Here is an 18,566-nt window from a genome sequence, read left to right on the forward strand (position 1 = left end):
CCCTGATGGCTAGTTGATCAGGGACGTTTTTGTGTTTAAACACTATAAAAACTGCAAAACCTTACTGGTGCGCAGCAGTGGCGGGTAGCATTTCAGGCAATTCAATATAACCGCTGATACTGGCCTCGGCATGTGCCTTGCTGCTGCGGCCAAAGTAGCGGCTACGGCTGCTAATGACCAAGCCCAGCACTTCTCCTTGCTTAAGTTTTGCATTGACTGCCGGTAAATCAATCCCCTTGGCCGGGTCATCAATCGGCACCTGTAACTGGCTGAGCATTTGATTGCGGTAATGCAGCTTTTGCAGGTTAATGGGAAGCACCTGCTCATTGAGTACCTGATAGCTGCCTTTGCCCGGTGTCCAGCGTGCCAGCGACACAAACAGGGTGGGGGAGTTTTGGTTATTTACTGTAGTGGGCGTATCAATGCTGAGGTGCAAGCGTGGAATGCCAGTAAGCCATTGCGTGGCGTTCATGCGGGTTAGCGGCAACAATAACGGACGCTGGCCGCCATGTTGCGGTTGTTGCCAGTGGGCCGGTAAATGCTGTGCCGTAAACAAATGCCGCAAGCGATCAGTTGATTTAAATAGCCATTCATAACCACCCCCTGCATGGATATGCAGGGCTGGCAGCGGATAGCTGACCCGGGGCTGTAAGGCGTCACTGTTTTGCACCGGGCTATGGTCAATGCAAACGGCCGGAATCTGGTCCAGTTGCGCAGGCTGATCCTTGAGCTTGGCATCAAACCAGCGGGCAATCATGGCCTGTATGTTGAGCATTTTGCCCTGACAATCCATGGTTTTACCAATGTACCATGCCGGTAGTTCAAGGCCGGGAGAGCGTTGCACACCGGGCTGCAAATGGCCGCCTTCAACCCCCAGCAAGCGCACATCATGGCCAGCCTGCTTTAGGCACTGATAGGCTGAAATGCCTTCATTAAAGGGAAACAGCACATCGCGGAAACCCTGAATAATCAGTGCATCGGCTTGTGGGGCTTGCCCGGTGTCACAAAACCAGCGCGCCTGATGGGTTTTTAAAAACTGATACGAGGACGCTGAAATAGCCCCATTTTTGGTGTCCTGATAGGCCATTTTCAGTGCGGGATCAAACTTGTTCCAGTTCCACCAGTCGCCCACAATATTAAGCAAATCCAGCCAGCCACTTTTGGGCACGCCATTGGGTGCAAGGCTGTATTCCAGATTGTACCAGGTGGTGACGGGCACCAGTGCGGCAATGCGCTTGTCCTGTGCCGAAGCAATATACTGAATTGCGCCGCCATAGGATTCGCCAATCATGCCCACCCGTGCACCATGGGTATTGCGTGCAAGCTGCGGCAGGTGTTGCTCGGCCCAGTCAATGAGGCGGCTGACATCACGGCCTTCAAACTGCGGATCAGTCAGGCGGATTTTGCCACCGGTTCCATCCATGCCCCCATGTCCACGCTGGTCAAAACTAATGACCCAGTAGCCACGTTTCCATGCTGCTTCGGCACCTTGTCCGGTAGGCATCACGCTGCCATACAGGCTTAAATACGGGCGCTTCATGCGTGACAGGCCAAAACCATGGGTGTGAATGACCAGCGGTGCAGTCTGGCCGGGGGCAAGTGCGGGCTGGTATACGGTAAAAGACAGGGTAACGCCATCATCCGTGGTCATGCGCATTTGATAATGGCTTTGCTTCAGCGTACCGTGTGCCGTGGTAGGCAACAGTGGCTTAACCTGACGGGTAGCACAACCGGTTAAGGCAAGTAGCAGGCTTAAGCCCAACAGGCTAAGCGATGTTTGAAATGCCATAAGATTCCTTTTTACAGCAGCCATGCTTCGGCAAAACATGGCGTTGAAGGTTTTAAATTAACAGACTAAACAAGTGCATAATTATTGCGCGTTAATAACAGTGCCCATGGCCTGACCCATCATCACCGTACTGCCGGCTTCAAACGGGGCCAGCCAGTTAATTTTACTGTTTTCAAACAGCACAATAGCCGTAGAACCCAGATAAAAACGGCCCAGCTCTGCACCCTTTTCAAGCTGAAGATCATGTGTGCGGTGTTCCAGTGTGCCGGATGGCTTAATCTTGCCGGTGGCCACGCATTCAATACCCGCCACAATCATGGCACCCACCAGTACCACCGCCATACGGCCCACGCTGGTGTCAAACAGGCATACCAGACGCTCATTGCGTGCAAACAGCGCTGGCACATTTTCAGCAGTGACAGTATTGACCGAAAACAGCTTGCCCGGCACATAAATGGTGTCAGTCAGGCGACCGGCAAACGGCATGTGCACGCGGTGATAATCACGCGGTGACAGGTACACGGTGGCAAATTCACCGCCAACAAAGTGTTGGGCAAGTGCTGCATCACCAATCAACTGGTTAAGGGAAAAACTTTGTCCCTTGGCCTGAAAAATCTCGTCACCGTCAATTTTGCCCAACTGGGAAATCGCACCATCGGCAGGGGAAACAATGCTGGTGGGCGAAGCATCCACCGGGCGGGCATCCACTTTAAGCGCACGGGTAAAGAATTCATTAAACGAGCCAAACCCAGCCAGTTCTTCAATTTCAGCCAGACTCATGTCAATCTGGTAGCGGTCATGGAACAGCTTGATAAAGGCCTTTTTCACCAGCGGATTTTTGCTGGCAGCCAGTGTACCCACCAGACGGCTTAAACCATGTTGCGGTGCCAGATGCTGAAAGTGGATAAAAGCCTTATCCATCAAACTTTTCTTTTGATTTGCGTTGTCTTGACTCAAAGCGGGTGTTCTCCTGTCACAATAGGCGTATCAAGTCGATTGCCCCATTCACTCCACGCGCCATCATACGCGCGAACCGGCCAATTGAACAGCCGCGCCAGCACGTAGGCCAGCCCTGAGCGATGGTGGCTTTGGCAATATACAATTACGGGTTTTTGCGGGTCCAAGCCTTGCTGTTGCAGCTCGGCCATAATCTCGGGCAGGGGCCGTAAACACAGGTTATTTTGCCGATCCAGTACCGTGTTCCATTCATAATGAAATGCCCCCGGCAAATGCCCGCCACGCCGTGCTGCCAGCCGTGCGCCGGTGTATTCACCCTGCGTGCGGCAATCCCACAGGGTATAGGCATCCGGTTGTTCATCCAGAATGGTTTTTAGCTCGGCTAAGGTAATGCGTGGTTCAGGGTTTAAGCCATTGAGTTGAAAAGGTTCTACTGGTGCAAGACCAGTCATCTCGCTGCTGGTCGGCAAGCCCTTGGCCAGCCAGGCATGAATCCCGCCGTTCAGCAAACTGACCCGGCTAAAACCCAGTATATGCAGTGTCCAGATCAGGCGGCCTGCCCATGCGCCGCCTTCATCGTCATACACCACCACCTGATGCTGTGGAGTAATTTGCAGGGTTTGTACCAGTTGTTGCAGTTGCTCAATATCTGGCAGCAAACCCGAGGCATGTTCTTCCTGTCGCACCAGCAGGGCTGGTGGCAGTGACAACGCATGGGGCAAATGTACCTGTTCATACACCCGTGGCTTGCCCAGATCCACAATACGCAGCAATGGATGAGAAAGCACGGGTAACAGTTGTTCGGCATCAACCAGCAGGGGCAGGCTAAGGGTTTCGGCAGGCATCATGAGTGTGATAAAAAACGGCAAAAAACCACTGTACAAGAACTTATCCGAATTGACTACCCGCCAAGTTTTGTATTTTTTGAATGACTGTTACGCCATCATTTAAACAATCCATCAGCCTGTCAGTTTTTAACAGGATTGCAGCAGGGCTATGCTTTATTTCACAATAGCCAAAACAGCAAGGATAAGGTTATGCGGGTACTGATTCAGCGCGTTAAACAGGCCAAAGTTGAGGTTAATGGCGAGATAATTGGTCAAATTGAACAGGGTTTATTGGTGTTTGTGGGGCTTGGCAAAACCGATACCCTGCACACTGCCGAGAAAATGCTGAAAAAAATTCTGGCCTACCGTCTGTTCAGTGATGACAATGATCGCATGAACCTGAATCTACAACAGGTCAACGGCGGCTTGCTGCTGGTATCGCAATTCACCCTGATGGCCGAAACCCGTAAGGGATTACGTCCGGATTTTGGCCCGGCCATGCCACCCGATGAGGCGCGTGAGCTATTTAGCCAACTGGTTGCGCATGCCAAAGATATCTATCCGAATGTGCAAACCGGTGCTTTTGGTGCCGACATGCAAGTGAGCCTGCAAAATGATGGGCCAGTCACCTTTATGCTGGAATTTGAATAATGCACTGTGGCGCTATTGCTTTATTTCTACAGGGAAATTTAGTCAAAATACTTATTATCCTGATTCAGCCCGCCCAATAAATAGTCTAAAGGCACCGCAATGATCTGGATTTTCTTTACCCTGATGGCTGCATTCATGCAGGCGTGGCGCAATGCCTTTCAAAAGCAGCTCAGCACCACAGTGGATGCCTATGGCGTCACACTGGCCCGCTTTATTGGCGCAACCCCACTGGCTGCGCTGTATTTGCTACTGCTTTATCACTTTCAGCCGGTGACGCAATACGTGCCTCTGAGCAGCTTTGGCAATCGCTTCTGGTTGTATATTGGCATGGTGGCAGTGAGCCAGATTCTGGCCACGGTACTGATGGTGAAACTGTTTCAGCAAAAAAACTACGCCATTGGGGTGGGCCTGGCCAAAAGTGAAGCGATTCTGGCTGCGATCATTGGGGTGGCTGTACTGGGCGTGCAGTTATCATTCTTGGGATGGCTTGGTGTACTCATTGGCGCAGTGGCAGTATTTTTACTCAGCGGTGCGCGCTCCATGGCCACGCTGTCATGGCCAACCTTATGGACGGGACTGGCCAGTGGTTTTTGTTTTGCTATTGCATCCTTAATGGTGCGTGAAGCCAGTCTTGAGCTAATCCAGCTACCTTTTTTGCACCGGGCGGGGTGGGTGCTGCTGTGCGCTATTAGCTTGCAAAACCTGCTACTGCTTACATGGTTATCCATTAAAAGTCCGCAAACATTAACTGCCATGCGACAGCGCAAAGGTTTAACGGCACGCGTAAGTATTGCCAGTTTTCTGGGGTCACTGGGCTGGTTTAGCGCCATGAGTTTGCAGTCAGTGCCACTGGTCAAAACGCTGGGGCAAATTGAGGTACTATTTACCTTATTGATTTCATTATATTTCTTTAAGGAAAGACTGGTGAAAACAGATCATGCCGGATTGTGGCTGGTCATGCTGGGTGCGGTATTAGTGATTTGGGCTTAAGGGTTAAGGATAAAATATTTCTGCCCAATAAATATGCTAGGCTAGCTCAATCATTCACTGATTTTGACGTGAGGTTGGGTATGTCTGTTGTTTATAAAAATAGGTCACTTATTACTGAAACAGATTATCTGGAAGGTGAGAAAGATACGTATATAAAGCATGAATATGTGGATGGTGAAGTTTATGCCATGTCTGGCGCTAGTGCCAATCACAACCGGATTGCTGGCAATATATTCCGCAAGCTTGGAAATGCGCTGGAAAATCAGTCTTGTCAGCCCTATACCTCAGATATGAAGGTTAAAGTGAGCAGCAAATACTTCTATCCGGATGTGCTGGTTGATTGCTCTGATTTGTCAGGAGATAGTTACTTTACCGAAAGCCCGGTTTTAATTGTTGAGGTGTTGTCCAAATCAACTCGGCAAATTGATGAGAAACTAAAACGTGAAGTTTATTTGCAAATTGGGACATTGCAGGAATATATCCTGATTGAGCAGGATTTTGTAGATGTGGAGATAGTACGCCGCAGTAAAGGCTGGCGCTCGGAGCATTATTATCTGGGTGAACTAATTACGCTTGAATCCATTAACTTAACACTAAGTGTGGAAGATATTTATCGCCGTGTTGATAATAGTGATGTTAAAGAATGGCTAGAGCAAAAAGCTGTTGAAAGTACATTAAACCAGTCTGAATAAATTAGGTTTTATTTCACATAACCCTTACTGAACCTTAAAGCCAAAACAGGATAAAAATAATCAGGAAATAAAGGATGAAAACTCAGGATGTCTTAATTGATGTTTCATGACACAGAAACTTTTGTTATTCAAGCGGTGAGCTGGTTACGCCTCATGGTAGAAAGCGTCGGCGCGCTGATTATTGCTGTGGGTATTTTTGCGGCACTTTATGGATTTTTAAAGGCTTTTATTGGTCGCCACCCTGATGGTTTTACCCCAGTTCGGCTGACTTTTGCCCGTTATCTGGCATTAGGCTTGGAGTTCCAATTGGCTGCCGATATTTTATCAACTGCGGTATCACCGAGTTGGGAACAAATTGGAAAACTGGCTGCCATTGCCATTATTCGGACGGGTTTAAATTTCTTTTTAATGAAAGAAATGCAGGAAGAACGGGCTGTTGAACCTAAAAATAAACCAGAAAACATCAATCTGGTAATTAGCGAAACGAAGCCTGATGAACTGCCAAAGCACTAATTAATTGAGAAAGGTGCTCATCCGTATGCGCTGCACTCAACGTAATTCTTAAGCGTGATGTTCCACGTGGAACAGTAGGTGGCCGAATAGCACTCACCAATAAGCCTTGCTCAAGCAGTTTTTTTGACAATGCCAACGCATTCTCGGCGCTACCCACAATAATTGGCTGAATAGCCGACTGGCTGGGCAGCAATTGCCAACCCTGTTCAATTAGGGCAGTGCGCAAACGGCCAATATGTTGCTGTAGTTTTACCCGACGCCATGATTCCTGCTCAATCACATCCAGCGCGGCTAGGGTGGCGGCTGCGATTAACGGTGGCGTGGCGGTGGTATAAACAAAAGGACGCGCCCGGCTTTTTAAATAATCAATTAACAGTTCTGAACCTGCTACGAATGCACCAAATGTTCCAATGGCTTTGCCCAGCGTGCCCATATACACATCAACAGCAGGCAAGGGTGGCCGAGAAAAATCACGCAGGCCAAAGCCATGGGCATCATCAATCATCAGGGCAGCCTGATGCTGTTCAGCAGTTTTAATCAGATCAAGCAAAGGTGCTTCGGTGCCATCCATGCTAAAGATTTGATCAGTCACAATAAGTTTTTGTTCAGTGCAATCATGATTCAACCATTCATTCAGTTGAGCAACATCCAGATGCGGATAGCGACGCAGCTTAACCCCGGCTAGCCTTGCTCCATCCAGTAGTGAGGCATGGTTTAAGCGATCCTGATACACAATGCCGGATTTGCTGTCAGTTAACTGTCCCATCAGCGCATCAATCACGCCCAGATTGGCCATATATCCGGTAGAAAACAGCATGGCTTTTGGATAGCCTGTGACTTGTGCCAGCCGTTGTTCCAGTTGTTCGTGAATGGCATGATGCCCGGTTACCAGATGTGCCGCCCCCGCACCAAGGCTATGCAGCCTCAAATAATCAACAGTGGCCTGTTTTAAGGCAGGATGACTTGCTAGCCCCAGATAATCATTACTGGAAAAATTAATCAGGCTTTTGCCGTGACGCTGAACCAGTGGTGTGACGCCCTGTTCAATCACTTGCGTGTGACGGTCCAGATGCTGATGCTGTAACGCCGTATATTTCTGGTCTAATTGAAAACGTTTAAGAGACATTTATTCATTAAACAGCCATGGCATTGACGGCAGTGACTTTTACATTCACTTTGGCTTTTTCCTTGCTAATGCCCAGTTGTGCAAACAGCAGGGCATCACGGCTCTCACCGGCATTGGGTGTGGTCAGCAGTTGCTCACCCGAAAAAAATGAGTTGGCACCCGCCTGAAAACACAAGGCCTGCTCAGCATCACTTAAGCCTTCACGTCCTGCTGACAAGCGGATATAACTCCTGGGCATCAGGATACGGGCGGTGGCAATGGTTCTGACCCATTCAATCACGGAGACCTTGGGGGCATCTTCAAGTGGTGTGCCCTTGATCGGTACCAGCATATTGATGGGGACAGATTCAGGATGAATCGGCTGGGTGGCCAGTTCATGCAATAAGCTGATGCGATCAGCTTGCTGCTCACCTAAGCCTAAAATGCCGCCACTACAAACTTTCATACCGCTGTTGCGCACATGCTCCAGGGTTTGCAGGCGGTCATCAAAGCTGCGGGTGGTGATGACATTGCTGTAATGCTGGCGTGAGGTGTCCAGGTTATGGTTATAGTAGTCAAGTCCCGCATCAGCCAGGCGTTCAGCCTGTGATGAGGTGAGCATGCCCAAGGTCATGCAGGTTTCCAGTCCCATGCCCTTGACTTCACGCACCAGTTCCAGCACATAGGGCATATCCCTTTCATGCGGGTTGCGCCAGGCAGCCCCCATGCAAAAGCGTGATGAACCACTATCCTTTGCCGCCTGTGCTGCTTTTAGCACTTCATCAATCTGTAGTTTCTTTTGCGGGGTTAAGGGGGTGTCGTAGCTGTTGGACTGTGAGCAGTAGCCACAGTCCTCAGGGCAGGCCCCGGTCTTGATCGACAATAAGGTGCTGACCTGTACGGTATTGGCATCAAAATGCTGGCGGTGCACAGTCTGGGCGGTAAAGATCAGGTCATTAAACGGCTGTGCATATATCTGACCTACTTGCTCTAATGTCCAGTCTGTGCGTTGCATGAAAACCTATCCTTTTAAAGCTTCTTTTTTATCCATGATAAAACGCTGTGCCTGCTTAATTTTTTTCAGTACAGGTTTTGGAATGTTGGGGGCAATCAGCTTGGCCGCCTGATTGAACCACATTAAGAGGGAAAAATCACCTTCCATCTGGATTTTGCCAGACTGCATGCCAGTCATGAATACGGTTGGATCACCTTTGAGCAAGGTTTGTACGGCAAACATGCTGTCTTCAAAGCGCAAGGTAAAATCCGGTTTGGCTGCTGTACCCGATGCCATTTTGACGTGTTCGTCCTGAATAATAAAATGGCGAGAAATACCATTTTTACTTTCCAGCTGTAAGGTGAAGTTACGGCCGTGCAGCAGCTCAATAAACTTGGGGCTGGTTTTGGACAGTTGCTGCATGCGCAAACCCAAGGCAACCAGTAACAGGTCAAACGGGTCGGTGCTGACATTGATCAGGGGCAGTTTAATAACAGGAAGCGATGATAGATTCATGATTTAACTCTTGATATTTAAATTCTGGCAAATAGCTGATGATCACTATGGCTTGCATGCTAGCGCCTGTGGCCAGCCTTTGCAATCAATTGGCCAGTCAAAAATGAACAAGCCAAATGAATCAGCAGGGTGCTTTATCATGCTATCAAGCAAAGCCGCAAGCTAGGTTATAAGTTTTTCATTTATGTTGTTTTTTTTAAGCCAGTTTTTCTAATGATCAATTTTACAATAGTAGTCTAGCCGGGCTGATACTGCCATTAACTGGGGTCATGCCCCAGTCCGGCATGATTGACAGGCTTAATGACCTGACAATGAACCCAGGTCGTCATCATAAACCGGGGTATGTTCAATACAGCGCTGCTGGTTGACTACAGGCTGTTCATTGGTGGCTGCAAGCCAGGTAGCCAGCAATGCCAGTGCCGCACCAGCGCCGGTCATATAGCCCTGAAAGTCGGTAAAACTAAACAGGTACTGGCTACATACCCGGATGATTTCCAGAAAACACCAGAACAGCATTCCTGCCAGCATAAAGCCCAGCCAGCGACGGTAAGGAGAAAAGAATATGATGATCATGCCCAAGGCCACCAGACCACCACCAATCATTGTGCTCATTTCACCATTTAGCATGATGAACCCTCCTGTACGGGTGTGCGGGACACCGTAATCTAATATTATTGCACTGTTTTGCAGACACAGGGTCTATATCCCCATGACACAGCCACTAAGCCCCATGTTGTGTCGCTACGATGCGTTTTTCAGGTTTTGTTTGTCTGTTGTTTAAGTAGCTTTAATTCAATTAGCAGCTATTTTCAGTAACTCACCCTGATGACACGGCAGGTTTGATTGCTCATCATGATGAGTTCAACCAGATACTGGCTAAAACCAAAATATCGTGTCATGGCGCTATTATGCGTAACCGTGCAAAATTGAAAAGAGGTTAAAATGTCTTTAGCGTCATGGAGTGACGCGTAGACCAAATGTAATTACGTTTTTGTGCCTTATAAACTTTAAAAAAGTACTTATGTAACTGGATTTGCCTGTCATTACATTTGATGACCAGCCTAAAAAGCCCTAAAATTTTTTTTTAATACCAAACTATTCTTTTGATTATTTTATTAGCAATGAGGTACTTAGAACAAAAATTGGTCACTGCAATTTTGCTGATGTAACTGTTCTGAAACCAATAAAAATATTGTGTAAAAATTAATCAGTTTCAGAACGTAAAAAGCTTATAAGCTATGTAGATTAAAGGTTTACAAATCTTTATCGCGGACACCCAGCAGGTATAATATGCCGTCCAGTCCCACGCTGGAAATTGCCTGCCGCGCGTTTTCACGCACCAGCGGTTTGGCCCGGAATGCAACACCCAGTCCGGCAATGGACAACATGGGCAGGTCATTAGCGCCATCACCCACTGCAATCACCTGTTGCAGGCTAATGCCGTGTTTTTCGGCCAGTTCACGCAGCAATTCAGCCTTACGGTTGCCATCCACCACCTGTCCAATCACTTCACCAGTGACAATGCCATCCACCACGTCCAGCTGGTTGGCATACACTTCATCAATACCCAGCTTGCGCTGCAGCATTTCGGCAAAATACTGAAAACCACCGGATAAAATCGCTGTACGGTAGCCCAGCGCTTTAAGGGTGGAAATCAGCCGTTCAGTACCTTCAGTCATGGTCAGGCGCTCGGCAATTTGTTCCAGTACCTTGGTGTCCAGCCCTTTGAGCAGGGCCACCCGTGCGGCAAAACTTTGCTTAAAGTCCAGTTCACCCTGCATGGCCCGCTCAGTAATTTCAGCAACCTGAGGGCCCACACCAGCTTCCAGCGCCAGCTCGTCAATCACTTCCTGCTCAATCAAGGTGGAGTCCATGTCAAAGCACACCAGACGACGGTTACGACGGTAGGCATTGTCTTCCTGCACCGCAATGTCAATCGACAGGTTGGTACTAAGTTTCAGGCAATCGGCGCGCAGGGCCTGGGCATCCAGCAACTGGCCACTTAAGCCAAATTCCACACAGGCCTTGCGGTGTTGATCGCTGTCACTTTCATCCATGCCCAGACGGCCGGACAGGCGGGTGACAGTTTCAATATTAAAGCCATGCTGTGAAATAATTTGGCTAACCGCCTGCAAATGCGCAGCGGTGAGCTCACGTGACAACACAGTTACAATATATTTGGTTCTGCCGCCTTCTTTGACCCAGTGCTGGTATTCTTCAAAACTAATCGGTTTAAAGTACAACGTCAGGCCAATGTCGTGGGCCAGCAGCAGCATGTCTTTCATGGCCAGCGCGGCCTGAGTGGGCTGATCACTGGCCACCACAATGCCCAAAGTCAGCTGGTTATGGATTACCGCTTGTCCGACATCTAAAATATCCAGTTGATGGGTGGTCAACACCTGCATCATTCGGTTAAATTGGTTAGGTTGATCAGGGCCTAAAAAAGAGATAAGAATTATTTCACGCATTAATCGTCTCAGGCTTGAGAAGCAAGTCGTGTAGAATCATAATCTATTTGTCATCTATTTGCCTGTTTACACATTAGGAACTTTCACTTGAACGCGCCTCGCCAAGGGCTGTATGCCAGCCTGCTGATTATTAGTTTTGCCGTGCATGTCATCCTGATGGTGCATACGACCAACCACCAGTTGAGTAAGACACGCGCTATTCAGGGCGATTTGATGACGCGTCAGCTGGCGGATGACAGCCTGACCATGCTGGCGCCTGTCGATACCGTGTCACTGGCACTGATGGCCAACCGCTATACCAAGCGTCCTGATGTGGCATCCCTCAAGATTATGGCAGCCGATGGCCGGGTACTGACCACCAGCGGTAATGCACCTACGCGTTCGGGTGCAGTGTTTCGCAAAAAAGTCCTGCTGGATCAACAAGCCATTGGGCAAATTGAACTGACCCTGATCCAGCCCAGCATTGGCGAAATGATCCGTACCCAGTGGCTGCCCTTGTTGCTGTCGTTATTCACCCATATTTTATTGTGGCTGCTGTACCGCGTGGTAGCACGTCCCACCCGGCGCGAATATCTGGCCACGCTGGCCCGTGAGCAACAACTACAGGAACAGTTGCTGGCGCTTAAGCTGCATGCCGAACAGGCCCAGAAAAATGCTGTACTGGCGCGGGTAATGGCCAATCCTGCGGAAATTCCCAAACCAGCACAGGCCAGTAATGGCACGCATGACAATGCTTCAGGTGCGGATATACGGGATACTGCATTGATCTTGCGGATTGGCTTCGTTGATCCCAAGCAATTGCTGGGGACCTTAAGCCCGGGCTTGGCAAGGCCATATTTTAGCTTGTGCCAGACTCTGCTGGAGCAGGCCATTCAGCAAAACCGCCAGCATTTCGATGCGCTAGGCGGCAAGCCGGTAGAATGTAAAATCGTACAGCCGTTTGGTGAAAGTGGTGCCATTGTCAGTGCCTCAGGCAGTAACCCGCAAAGTGCCTTATTTTTGGCGCAGTTGGCCCAGCTGTTTAACCTGCTGACCGAAGTAGTCTATCGCCGCCATCGTGAAATCAAGCGTTTTGCCCTGCATACCCGCACTGCGCTGGCTGAGCCGCAGCATAACCAGCCGGCACAGGCACTGGCACAAAGCCTGATTCATCAGGTGGATGCCAATCAGCTGGCTGTGCATTTAACCGATGATCAGGTGCTGAACCTGCAACAGTATTTCCAGTTGTCGCCCTTTGATAGCCCAACGGATACCCAGACCCGTGAAGCCCTGCTGGTGACGGCCATGAATGTGGAAGGGGCGCGGTTTGTCAGCAAGGCCCGTGAGCGGATTCTGGCTGGTAACAAACCCGCCAGTGCTCATGCAGCAGTGCAGCAATCAGCCGATCCCGCAGAAGAATCCGAACAATAGTATTTTCAGAACACAGCCTGTAATGAGCTGTGAATAGTCCTAAAGCCAGTTCCTTACACCGGACTGGCTTTTTTTAATTAATTGTTCAGGAATTATTCAGAAATGGGACAGGTTAAAAAACAGCTTTAACTACGGTGAAAAGAAAAATACGCCAATGCCAATCAGCAGGAAAACCAGCGCTGCAATGCGGTGAATCAGTGTAATAGGCAAGCGTCCGGCCAGACGATCACCAATAAAAACTGCCGGGGCATTGGCAATCATCATGCCAAGCGTTGTGCCTGCCAGTACCATCAGTAAGCCATCAAACCGTGCCGCCAGTGCCACCGTGGCAATCTGGGTTTTATCGCCAATTTCGGCCAGAAAAAACAGCACAAAAGTCGCGCCAAATACGCCGAAGCGCTGCCAGCGGCTAATGCTGTCTTCATCATCGTCCAGTGTGTCGGGAATCAGCATCCAGCCGGCCATGGCAATAAAGGAAATGCCCAGAATCCAGCGCAATACCTCAGGATTTAAAAAATCGGCAAGCCATGCACCCAGCGCCGCAGCCAGTGCATGGTTAAATAAAGTGGCCAGTAAAATGGCCATCAGGATCGGTAGCGGCTGGCGATAGCGGGCGGCAAGCAATAAGGCAAGCAGTTGGGTTTTATCACCCATTTCTGCAAGGGCCACAAGGCCGGTTGAAATCAGAAAAGCATCCATGGTCAGGTTCCGGGCTGGCCCATTAAACCAGTGATCTTATCTTTTGCCAGCCCAGACGCGCCGCACCAGCACGATTGATGAGAGCACCAAACGGCCAGTGTGAGACAAAGATAAAATCAAAGGTCTTGCCAGTCCTGCTGGATAGTGGCGTGTTAGCAAACACTGAACCATTCCAGCGGCAGGATTACAGCCGCCATGCCCATTTAGTAAAAACCAGTTGATGAAAACCCGATTTAGAAAATCCGGTTCAGTAAAACATGGTTAAGCAAGTATGTTGACGACTGCCAGTGCAAGCTTTTGTAAGGCTAACACTGCGGCTACTCCCCAATGATGGCCTATTATAAGGCAAATAAAGCGTATAAAACAAACTGAGTCTATAAGCAAAGTTTGTAGGGCATCGCTTGGCAAAAAAAGGTGTTATACGCAGTAATTGCCAAATAGCTTGGCCGCTTTGCATTAGCTTGTGACTTAACAGTGGCGATTGCAGCAGTCATTTTGACCAATGCGTTAACATGAAAATAAGAATATGTCGACTAAAGTTGGGCAAAACGGCTAAAAAATCGGTAGAATAGCCCGCCAAACGTTTTTTTAATCCAGTGCAATCTCTACTATTGCACCGGACAGTTTTTTATCAGGGTAAATTTCATGCAGCTCAACAGCGTTGAAGAGCTAATTGCCGACATCCGTGCCGGTCGTATGGTCATTCTTATGGATGACGAAGACCGCGAGAATGAAGGCGATCTCATCATGGCGGCCAGCCATGTGCGCCCCGAAGACATTAACTTCATGATTACGCATGCGCGTGGTCTGGTGTGTCTGACCTTAAGCAAGGAGCGTTGCCAGCAGCTGGATTTACCACTGATGGTCGAGCGTAACGGGGCCCAGCATGGCACCAATTTTACCTTGTCGATTGAAGCTGCCGAAGGTATTTCTACTGGCATTTCAGCAGCCGAGCGCGCGCGTACCGTACAGGCGGCAGTTGCGCCACTGGCCAAGCCCACGGATATTGTACAGCCGGGTCATATTTTCCCGCTAATGGCGCAGCCGGGTGGGGTATTACACCGTGCTGGCCATACCGAAGCAGGCTGTGACCTGTCACGGCTGGCCGGTCTGGAACCCGCTTCGGTAATTTGTGAAATTATTAATGAAGATGGCGAAATGGCACGCCGTCCCGACCTTGAAGTATTTGCACAAAAACATGGGATCAAGATTGGCACCATTGCCGACCTGATCCATTACCGTATGACCAATGAGCAAACCATTGAGTGTCTGGATGAGCAGCAACTGGATACCGAATATGGTTCATTCAGGCTGCGTCGCTATCGTGAGCTGGGTAGCCCTGATATTCATGTGGCGCTGATTAAAGGCAACCCTGCTGAAGGGGTGAGTACAGTAAGGGTGCATGGCTTTAACCCGGTGCGTGACCTGTTGCATGTGCAGCAGGATACGCCAGCGTGGCATATGGACAGCATTTTAAAAACCATTGCAGCCAGTGAACGGGGTGTATTGGTATGGATTGGCCAGCCGGTACTGGAAGATCTGGGTGCAGCGCTGGCCAGTGTGACCAGGCAGGACAACAAGCCGTCTTCCAAGGCACTGTCGCAGCAATACCGGACCATTGGAGTCGGTGCACAGATTTTGCGTGATGTAGGGGTACAACAGATGCGCCTGCTGAGTTCGCCACTGCGCTTTAATGCCCTGTCCGGTTTTGATCTGGAAGTGGTGGAATATGTGAGTCCTGAACAGCGATAAGTGAAGCACTGCTTCACCGCTGTGCAAGGCGAAGGCTGTGCCTGAGCAAAGAGGGTAAAGCAGATGCAAGACCTTGCGGCATCTATGCCTCATCTGCCCGAGCGCAAGACCGAACTGTAAGCGAAGGTAGAAAGCAGCAAGCAGAGCCACCAAGTCTTGCGAAGCAGTATTTGTCTTCTACTGCTGCGCAGCAATCAATCATATGATGTGACAAATAGGTCTCTCAATGCGCTTAACGTCCAGACAGGCTGATCACGCATTTACATTATTAACTGGTTATTAATTATTTTTGAGGTTAAACATGAGTATTCGTACCGTTGAAGGTCAGTTGCATCAGGGCAGTGAAGACCGTTACGCCATTCTGGTTGGCCGTTTTAACAGCTTTGTGGTTGAACATCTACTGGACGGCGCTGTGGATACCCTCAAGCGTCATGGTGTGAATGAAGCCAACATTACCATCGTCCGTGCTCCCGGTGCCTGGGAGTTGCCAGTGGTGGCCAAAAAGCTGGCAGCCAGTGGCCAGTATGATGCCATTATTGCACTGGGCGCTGTAATCCGTGGCAGCACCCCGCATTTTGATTTTGTGGCCGGTGAATGTGCCAAGGGTCTGGGCGTGGTTGGTCTGGAATACAGCCTGCCGGTGATTAATGGCGTACTGACCACAGACAGCATTGAACAGGCCATTGAGCGTTCGGGCACCAAGGCCGGTAACAAGGGCAGTGAAGCCGCAGTGACTGCAATTGAAATGGTTAACCTGCTCAAGGCGATTTAATAACATGAGTCAGCAGCAAGACACATTTAAGTATCCAACCACATTTGCCGCCAAGCGCAAGGCCCGGCGTTTTGCCTTGCAGGGTTTGTATGAATGGCAAATGACCCATAATCCGGTACATGAAATTGAAGCGCGTACCCGTGCTGAAAATGCCATGCACAAGGTGGATATTGCCTATTACCACCAGCTATTAACGCAGGTGATCCAGCACACGGCAGCACTTGATGAGTTGATCAAGCCATTGATTGACCGTGATTTAAGTGCACTGGATGGGGTGGAGCTTGCCACCTTGCGTCTGGGCACTTTTGAGCTACGTGACCGGCTTGAAGTGCCTTACCGGGTAGTTATTGATGAGGCCATTGAGCTGGCCAAGCACTTTGGTGCAACCGACAGTCATAAATATGTAAATGGTGTACTGGATCGGCTGGCTCAGCAGTTGCGGGCTGCGGAAAAAAACCAGTAAAGGAAAACCTAAGTTTTGAGGCAGGATATGGGCAAGCTTTCTCTTGAACCGTTAAGCAAAATTGACGGCTTTGTTGCAGCAGCAATGGTGGATTGTACAAGTGGACTGACACTGTCCACTCTGGGTGGCGGGATTGACCTTGAGCTGGCAGCCGCAGGAAATACCGAAGTGGTCATGGCCAAGCGTAAAGTGGCTGAAGCACTACAGCTGGATGACAACATTGAAGATATCCTGATTAGTCTCAGCAAGCAGTATCACCTGATCCGGCCACTGGAACGCAACCAGCAACTGTTTTTGTATCTGGTGCTGGACCGTGCAAAGTCCAATCTGGCCATGGCACGTCATGAGCTGCGTAACTTTGAACGAGACCTTGAATTCTCATAATTGTATTCACCAGAACCGTCAGCTTAGCCTTGGCGGTTTTTTTATGCAAAATCAACCTGAGCGCTTGCCGCGGTTGTGTCTTATGATCAGCCCATGAATGAATTTGCCCTAATCCAGCACTATTTTAAGCACGCCGCTTTAGCCGCACAAAATGAACCGGCCAATGGCGTTGTGCTGGGTATTGGAGATGATGCTGCCATTGTGCAGCCGCCCGCCAACCAGCAGTTGGTCATTACCAGCGATACGCTAGTGGCAGGCCGGCATTTTCCGGAAAACACCGCAGCCCATGCCATTGGCTGGAAGTCTGCTGCTGTTAATTTATCCGATATTGCGGCCATGGGCGCGCGCCCGTATGCCGTGCTGCTGGCTATTAGTCTGCCGCAAGTTGACCCGGACTGGCTGGCACAGTTTAGTCAGGGTTTTTTTGCATGCTGTGCGCCTGAGCAGGTTCAATTGATTGGTGGTGATACCACCAGAAGCAACCTGCTGAGTATAACGGTTACGGCTCTGGGCTGGGTAGAACAGGGCAAGGCCATCCGCCGTGATGGGGCAAAGCCCGGTGATCTGGTGCTGGTATCCAATACGGTGGGCGATGCAGCCTATGCGCTTCATCAGCCAAACAGTGATGTGCAGGCCCGTCTGGACTATCCGCAGCCGCAAAACCGTCTGGGCATGGCTTTAAGCGGCTATGCCAGCAGCATGCTGGATGTGTCGGATGGGCTGGCACAGGATCTGGGCCATATTCTTGCGGCAAGCCATGTGGCTGCTACAGTGCAGCTGGAAAACCTGCCGTTGTCATCAACCTTGCAGCAATTGCCGGCACAACAGGCATGGCAGCTGGCCCTTACCGGCGGTGATGATTACGAGCTGTGTTTTACCATGGCGCCGAAGCGCTTTGATCAATTTTGCCAGCGCTATGCCGGACAGTTTCAGTTGCAGGTTATTGGGCATATTACCCAAGGCACAGGCCTTACCCTATGGCATCAGCAGCAACCTTATGACATGAATTTACAAGGATACCAGCACTTTGACTAAGCAGCCCGCGCAAAAAATTGCCGTGGATTTTCGCCAGCTTTCCGTACTGGACAAGATTTTATACAGTCTGGGGGTGGGCTTGGGTTCTGGTCTGGCACCCAAGGCGCCGGGCACCGTGGCGTCTTTCATGGTGCTGTTTTTGGCCCCGCTGTGGCTATGGCTAGGTATAGGTGCCACTATTATTAGCATTGTTTTTATGACGGTGCTGGGCGTGTGGATTTGTGACCGCACCGCCGACATTATGCAGGTGCATGATGATGCGCGTATTGTCTGGGATGAGTTTGCCGGTCAGAGCATTGTATTGCTGCCACTGATGGCACTTAACCAGATGCACTGGCTGGGCATACTGGTGGCATTTGGCCTGTTTCGCCTGTTTGATATCTGGAAACCGTGGCCAATCCGTTATGCAGATCATCAGTTAACGGGCGGTTTTGGCATTATGGTTGACGATATTTTGGCAGGAATCATTGCTGCTGCGGTATTATACGCCGGATTAATCATGGTAATTGATTATCCGGGAATCTAAGAGTTTGGGATACACAGGTTTAG

General features: G+C 49.7%; 21 protein-coding genes. 11 read left to right on the forward strand and 10 right to left on the reverse strand.

Features of this window, described 5'->3' with window-relative positions; translation table 11 throughout:
* Positions 1–61: 61 nt before the first annotated feature.
* The 3 genes from BKE30_RS06230 to BKE30_RS06240 all read right to left on the reverse strand — a co-directional run bounded on the left by BKE30_RS06230 (position 62) and on the right by BKE30_RS06240 (position 3,591).
* Positions 62–1,789 (reverse strand): alpha/beta fold hydrolase, encoded by a 1,728-nt coding sequence (locus tag BKE30_RS06230; RefSeq protein WP_076877738.1) that lies wholly within the window; start codon positions 1,787–1,789, stop codon positions 62–64.
* An 81-nt stretch (positions 1,790–1,870) separates the two neighbouring features.
* Positions 1,871–2,710 (reverse strand): archaetidylserine decarboxylase, encoded by an 840-nt coding sequence (gene asd / locus BKE30_RS06235; RefSeq protein ID WP_076877815.1) that lies wholly within the window; start codon positions 2,708–2,710, stop codon positions 1,871–1,873.
* A 32-nt stretch (positions 2,711–2,742) separates the two neighbouring features.
* A complete protein-coding gene (locus BKE30_RS06240; protein ID WP_076877816.1) occupies positions 2,743–3,591 on the reverse strand; it encodes a sulfurtransferase in 849 nt (282 codons plus the stop codon).
* Between the two features lie 192 nt (positions 3,592–3,783).
* Between BKE30_RS06240 and dtd the strand changes: the two genes are divergently transcribed.
* The 4 genes from dtd (at position 3,784) to BKE30_RS06260 (ending at position 6,419) form a co-directional block, all read left to right on the forward strand.
* Positions 3,784–4,224 carry a D-aminoacyl-tRNA deacylase gene (dtd, locus tag BKE30_RS06245; protein ID WP_076877817.1) on the forward strand — a complete coding sequence of 147 codons (441 nt, stop codon included), beginning with the start codon at positions 3,784–3,786 and terminating at the stop codon, positions 4,222–4,224.
* A gap of 99 nt (positions 4,225–4,323) precedes the next feature.
* Entirely contained in the window at positions 4,324–5,214 is an 891-nt protein-coding gene (locus BKE30_RS06250; RefSeq protein ID WP_076877739.1) for an EamA family transporter, read from the forward strand.
* A gap of 80 nt (positions 5,215–5,294) precedes the next feature.
* The gene (locus BKE30_RS06255; RefSeq protein WP_076877740.1) at positions 5,295–5,906 is read left to right on the forward strand and encodes a Uma2 family endonuclease; all 612 of its coding nucleotides are present in this window, start codon (positions 5,295–5,297) and stop codon (positions 5,904–5,906) included.
* Between the two features lie 99 nt (positions 5,907–6,005).
* Complete coding sequence (locus BKE30_RS06260) at positions 6,006–6,419, forward strand: DUF1622 domain-containing protein (RefSeq protein WP_076877741.1); 414 nt, start codon at positions 6,006–6,008, stop codon at positions 6,417–6,419.
* Here BKE30_RS06260 and bioF read toward each other — a convergent pair.
* The 5 genes from bioF to serB all read right to left on the reverse strand — a co-directional run bounded on the left by bioF (position 6,382) and on the right by serB (position 11,502).
* Complete coding sequence (gene bioF, locus BKE30_RS06265) at positions 6,382–7,545, reverse strand: 8-amino-7-oxononanoate synthase (protein ID WP_076877742.1); 1,164 nt, start codon at positions 7,543–7,545, stop codon at positions 6,382–6,384. The two genes, BKE30_RS06260 and bioF, sit on opposite strands and share 38 nt — an antisense overlap.
* 7 nt (positions 7,546–7,552) lie before the next feature.
* A complete protein-coding gene (gene bioB, locus BKE30_RS06270; RefSeq protein ID WP_076877743.1) occupies positions 7,553–8,539 on the reverse strand; it encodes a biotin synthase BioB in 987 nt (328 codons plus the stop codon).
* A gap of 6 nt (positions 8,540–8,545) precedes the next feature.
* On the reverse strand, positions 8,546–9,034 hold the full coding sequence (locus BKE30_RS06275) for an SCP2 sterol-binding domain-containing protein (RefSeq protein WP_076877744.1): 489 nt from the start codon (positions 9,032–9,034) through the stop codon (positions 8,546–8,548).
* A gap of 297 nt (positions 9,035–9,331) precedes the next feature.
* Positions 9,332–9,661, reverse strand: a complete 330-nt coding sequence (aciT, locus tag BKE30_RS16520; RefSeq protein WP_076877745.1) for an AciT family ciprofloxacin tolerance protein — start codon at positions 9,659–9,661, stop codon at positions 9,332–9,334.
* Positions 9,662–10,287: 626 nt separating this feature from the next.
* Positions 10,288–11,502, reverse strand: a complete 1,215-nt coding sequence (gene serB / locus BKE30_RS06285) for a phosphoserine phosphatase SerB (protein ID WP_076877746.1) — start codon at positions 11,500–11,502, stop codon at positions 10,288–10,290.
* A gap of 87 nt (positions 11,503–11,589) precedes the next feature.
* Here serB and BKE30_RS06290 point away from each other — a divergent pair, with 87 nt between their 5' ends.
* The gene (locus BKE30_RS06290; RefSeq protein WP_076877747.1) at positions 11,590–12,912 is read left to right on the forward strand and encodes a hypothetical protein; all 1,323 of its coding nucleotides are present in this window, start codon (positions 11,590–11,592) and stop codon (positions 12,910–12,912) included.
* 129 nt (positions 12,913–13,041) lie between these two features.
* On the opposite strand, the gene BKE30_RS06295 is transcribed toward BKE30_RS06290, so the two are convergent.
* Together BKE30_RS06295 and BKE30_RS15985 are read right to left on the reverse strand one after the other, a co-directional pair.
* A complete protein-coding gene (locus tag BKE30_RS06295) occupies positions 13,042–13,611 on the reverse strand; it encodes a TMEM165/GDT1 family protein (RefSeq protein WP_076877748.1) in 570 nt (189 codons plus the stop codon).
* Positions 13,612–13,633: 22 nt separating this feature from the next.
* Complete coding sequence (locus BKE30_RS15985; RefSeq protein WP_158073165.1) at positions 13,634–13,774, reverse strand: hypothetical protein; 141 nt, start codon at positions 13,772–13,774, stop codon at positions 13,634–13,636.
* Between the two features lie 482 nt (positions 13,775–14,256).
* On the opposite strand from BKE30_RS15985, the gene ribBA reads away from it, so the two are divergent.
* From ribBA to BKE30_RS06325, 6 genes are all read left to right on the forward strand, one after another.
* The gene (ribBA, locus tag BKE30_RS06300; protein ID WP_076877749.1) at positions 14,257–15,363 is read left to right on the forward strand and encodes a bifunctional 3,4-dihydroxy-2-butanone-4-phosphate synthase/GTP cyclohydrolase II; all 1,107 of its coding nucleotides are present in this window, start codon (positions 14,257–14,259) and stop codon (positions 15,361–15,363) included.
* Positions 15,364–15,664: 301 nt separating this feature from the next.
* Entirely contained in the window at positions 15,665–16,135 is a 471-nt protein-coding gene (gene ribH, locus BKE30_RS06305) for a 6,7-dimethyl-8-ribityllumazine synthase (protein WP_076877750.1), read from the forward strand.
* Between the two features lie 4 nt (positions 16,136–16,139).
* Positions 16,140–16,598, forward strand: a complete 459-nt coding sequence (nusB, locus tag BKE30_RS06310; RefSeq protein ID WP_076877751.1) for a transcription antitermination factor NusB — start codon at positions 16,140–16,142, stop codon at positions 16,596–16,598.
* Between the two features lie 27 nt (positions 16,599–16,625).
* Entirely contained in the window at positions 16,626–16,982 is a 357-nt protein-coding gene (locus BKE30_RS06315; RefSeq protein ID WP_076877752.1) for a hypothetical protein, read from the forward strand.
* A gap of 93 nt (positions 16,983–17,075) precedes the next feature.
* On the forward strand, positions 17,076–18,017 hold the full coding sequence (gene thiL, locus BKE30_RS06320) for a thiamine-phosphate kinase (RefSeq protein ID WP_076877753.1): 942 nt from the start codon (positions 17,076–17,078) through the stop codon (positions 18,015–18,017).
* Positions 18,010–18,543 carry a phosphatidylglycerophosphatase A family protein gene (locus BKE30_RS06325; RefSeq protein WP_227518360.1) on the forward strand — a complete coding sequence of 178 codons (534 nt, stop codon included), beginning with the start codon at positions 18,010–18,012 and terminating at the stop codon, positions 18,541–18,543. Before thiL ends, BKE30_RS06325 begins: the two co-directional genes overlap by 8 nt.
* Positions 18,544–18,566: the final 23 nt, after the last annotated feature.

Source organism: Alkanindiges hydrocarboniclasticus, from assembly GCF_001982605.1.
Classification (GTDB): Bacteria; Pseudomonadota; Gammaproteobacteria; order Pseudomonadales; family Moraxellaceae; genus Alkanindiges; species Alkanindiges hydrocarboniclasticus.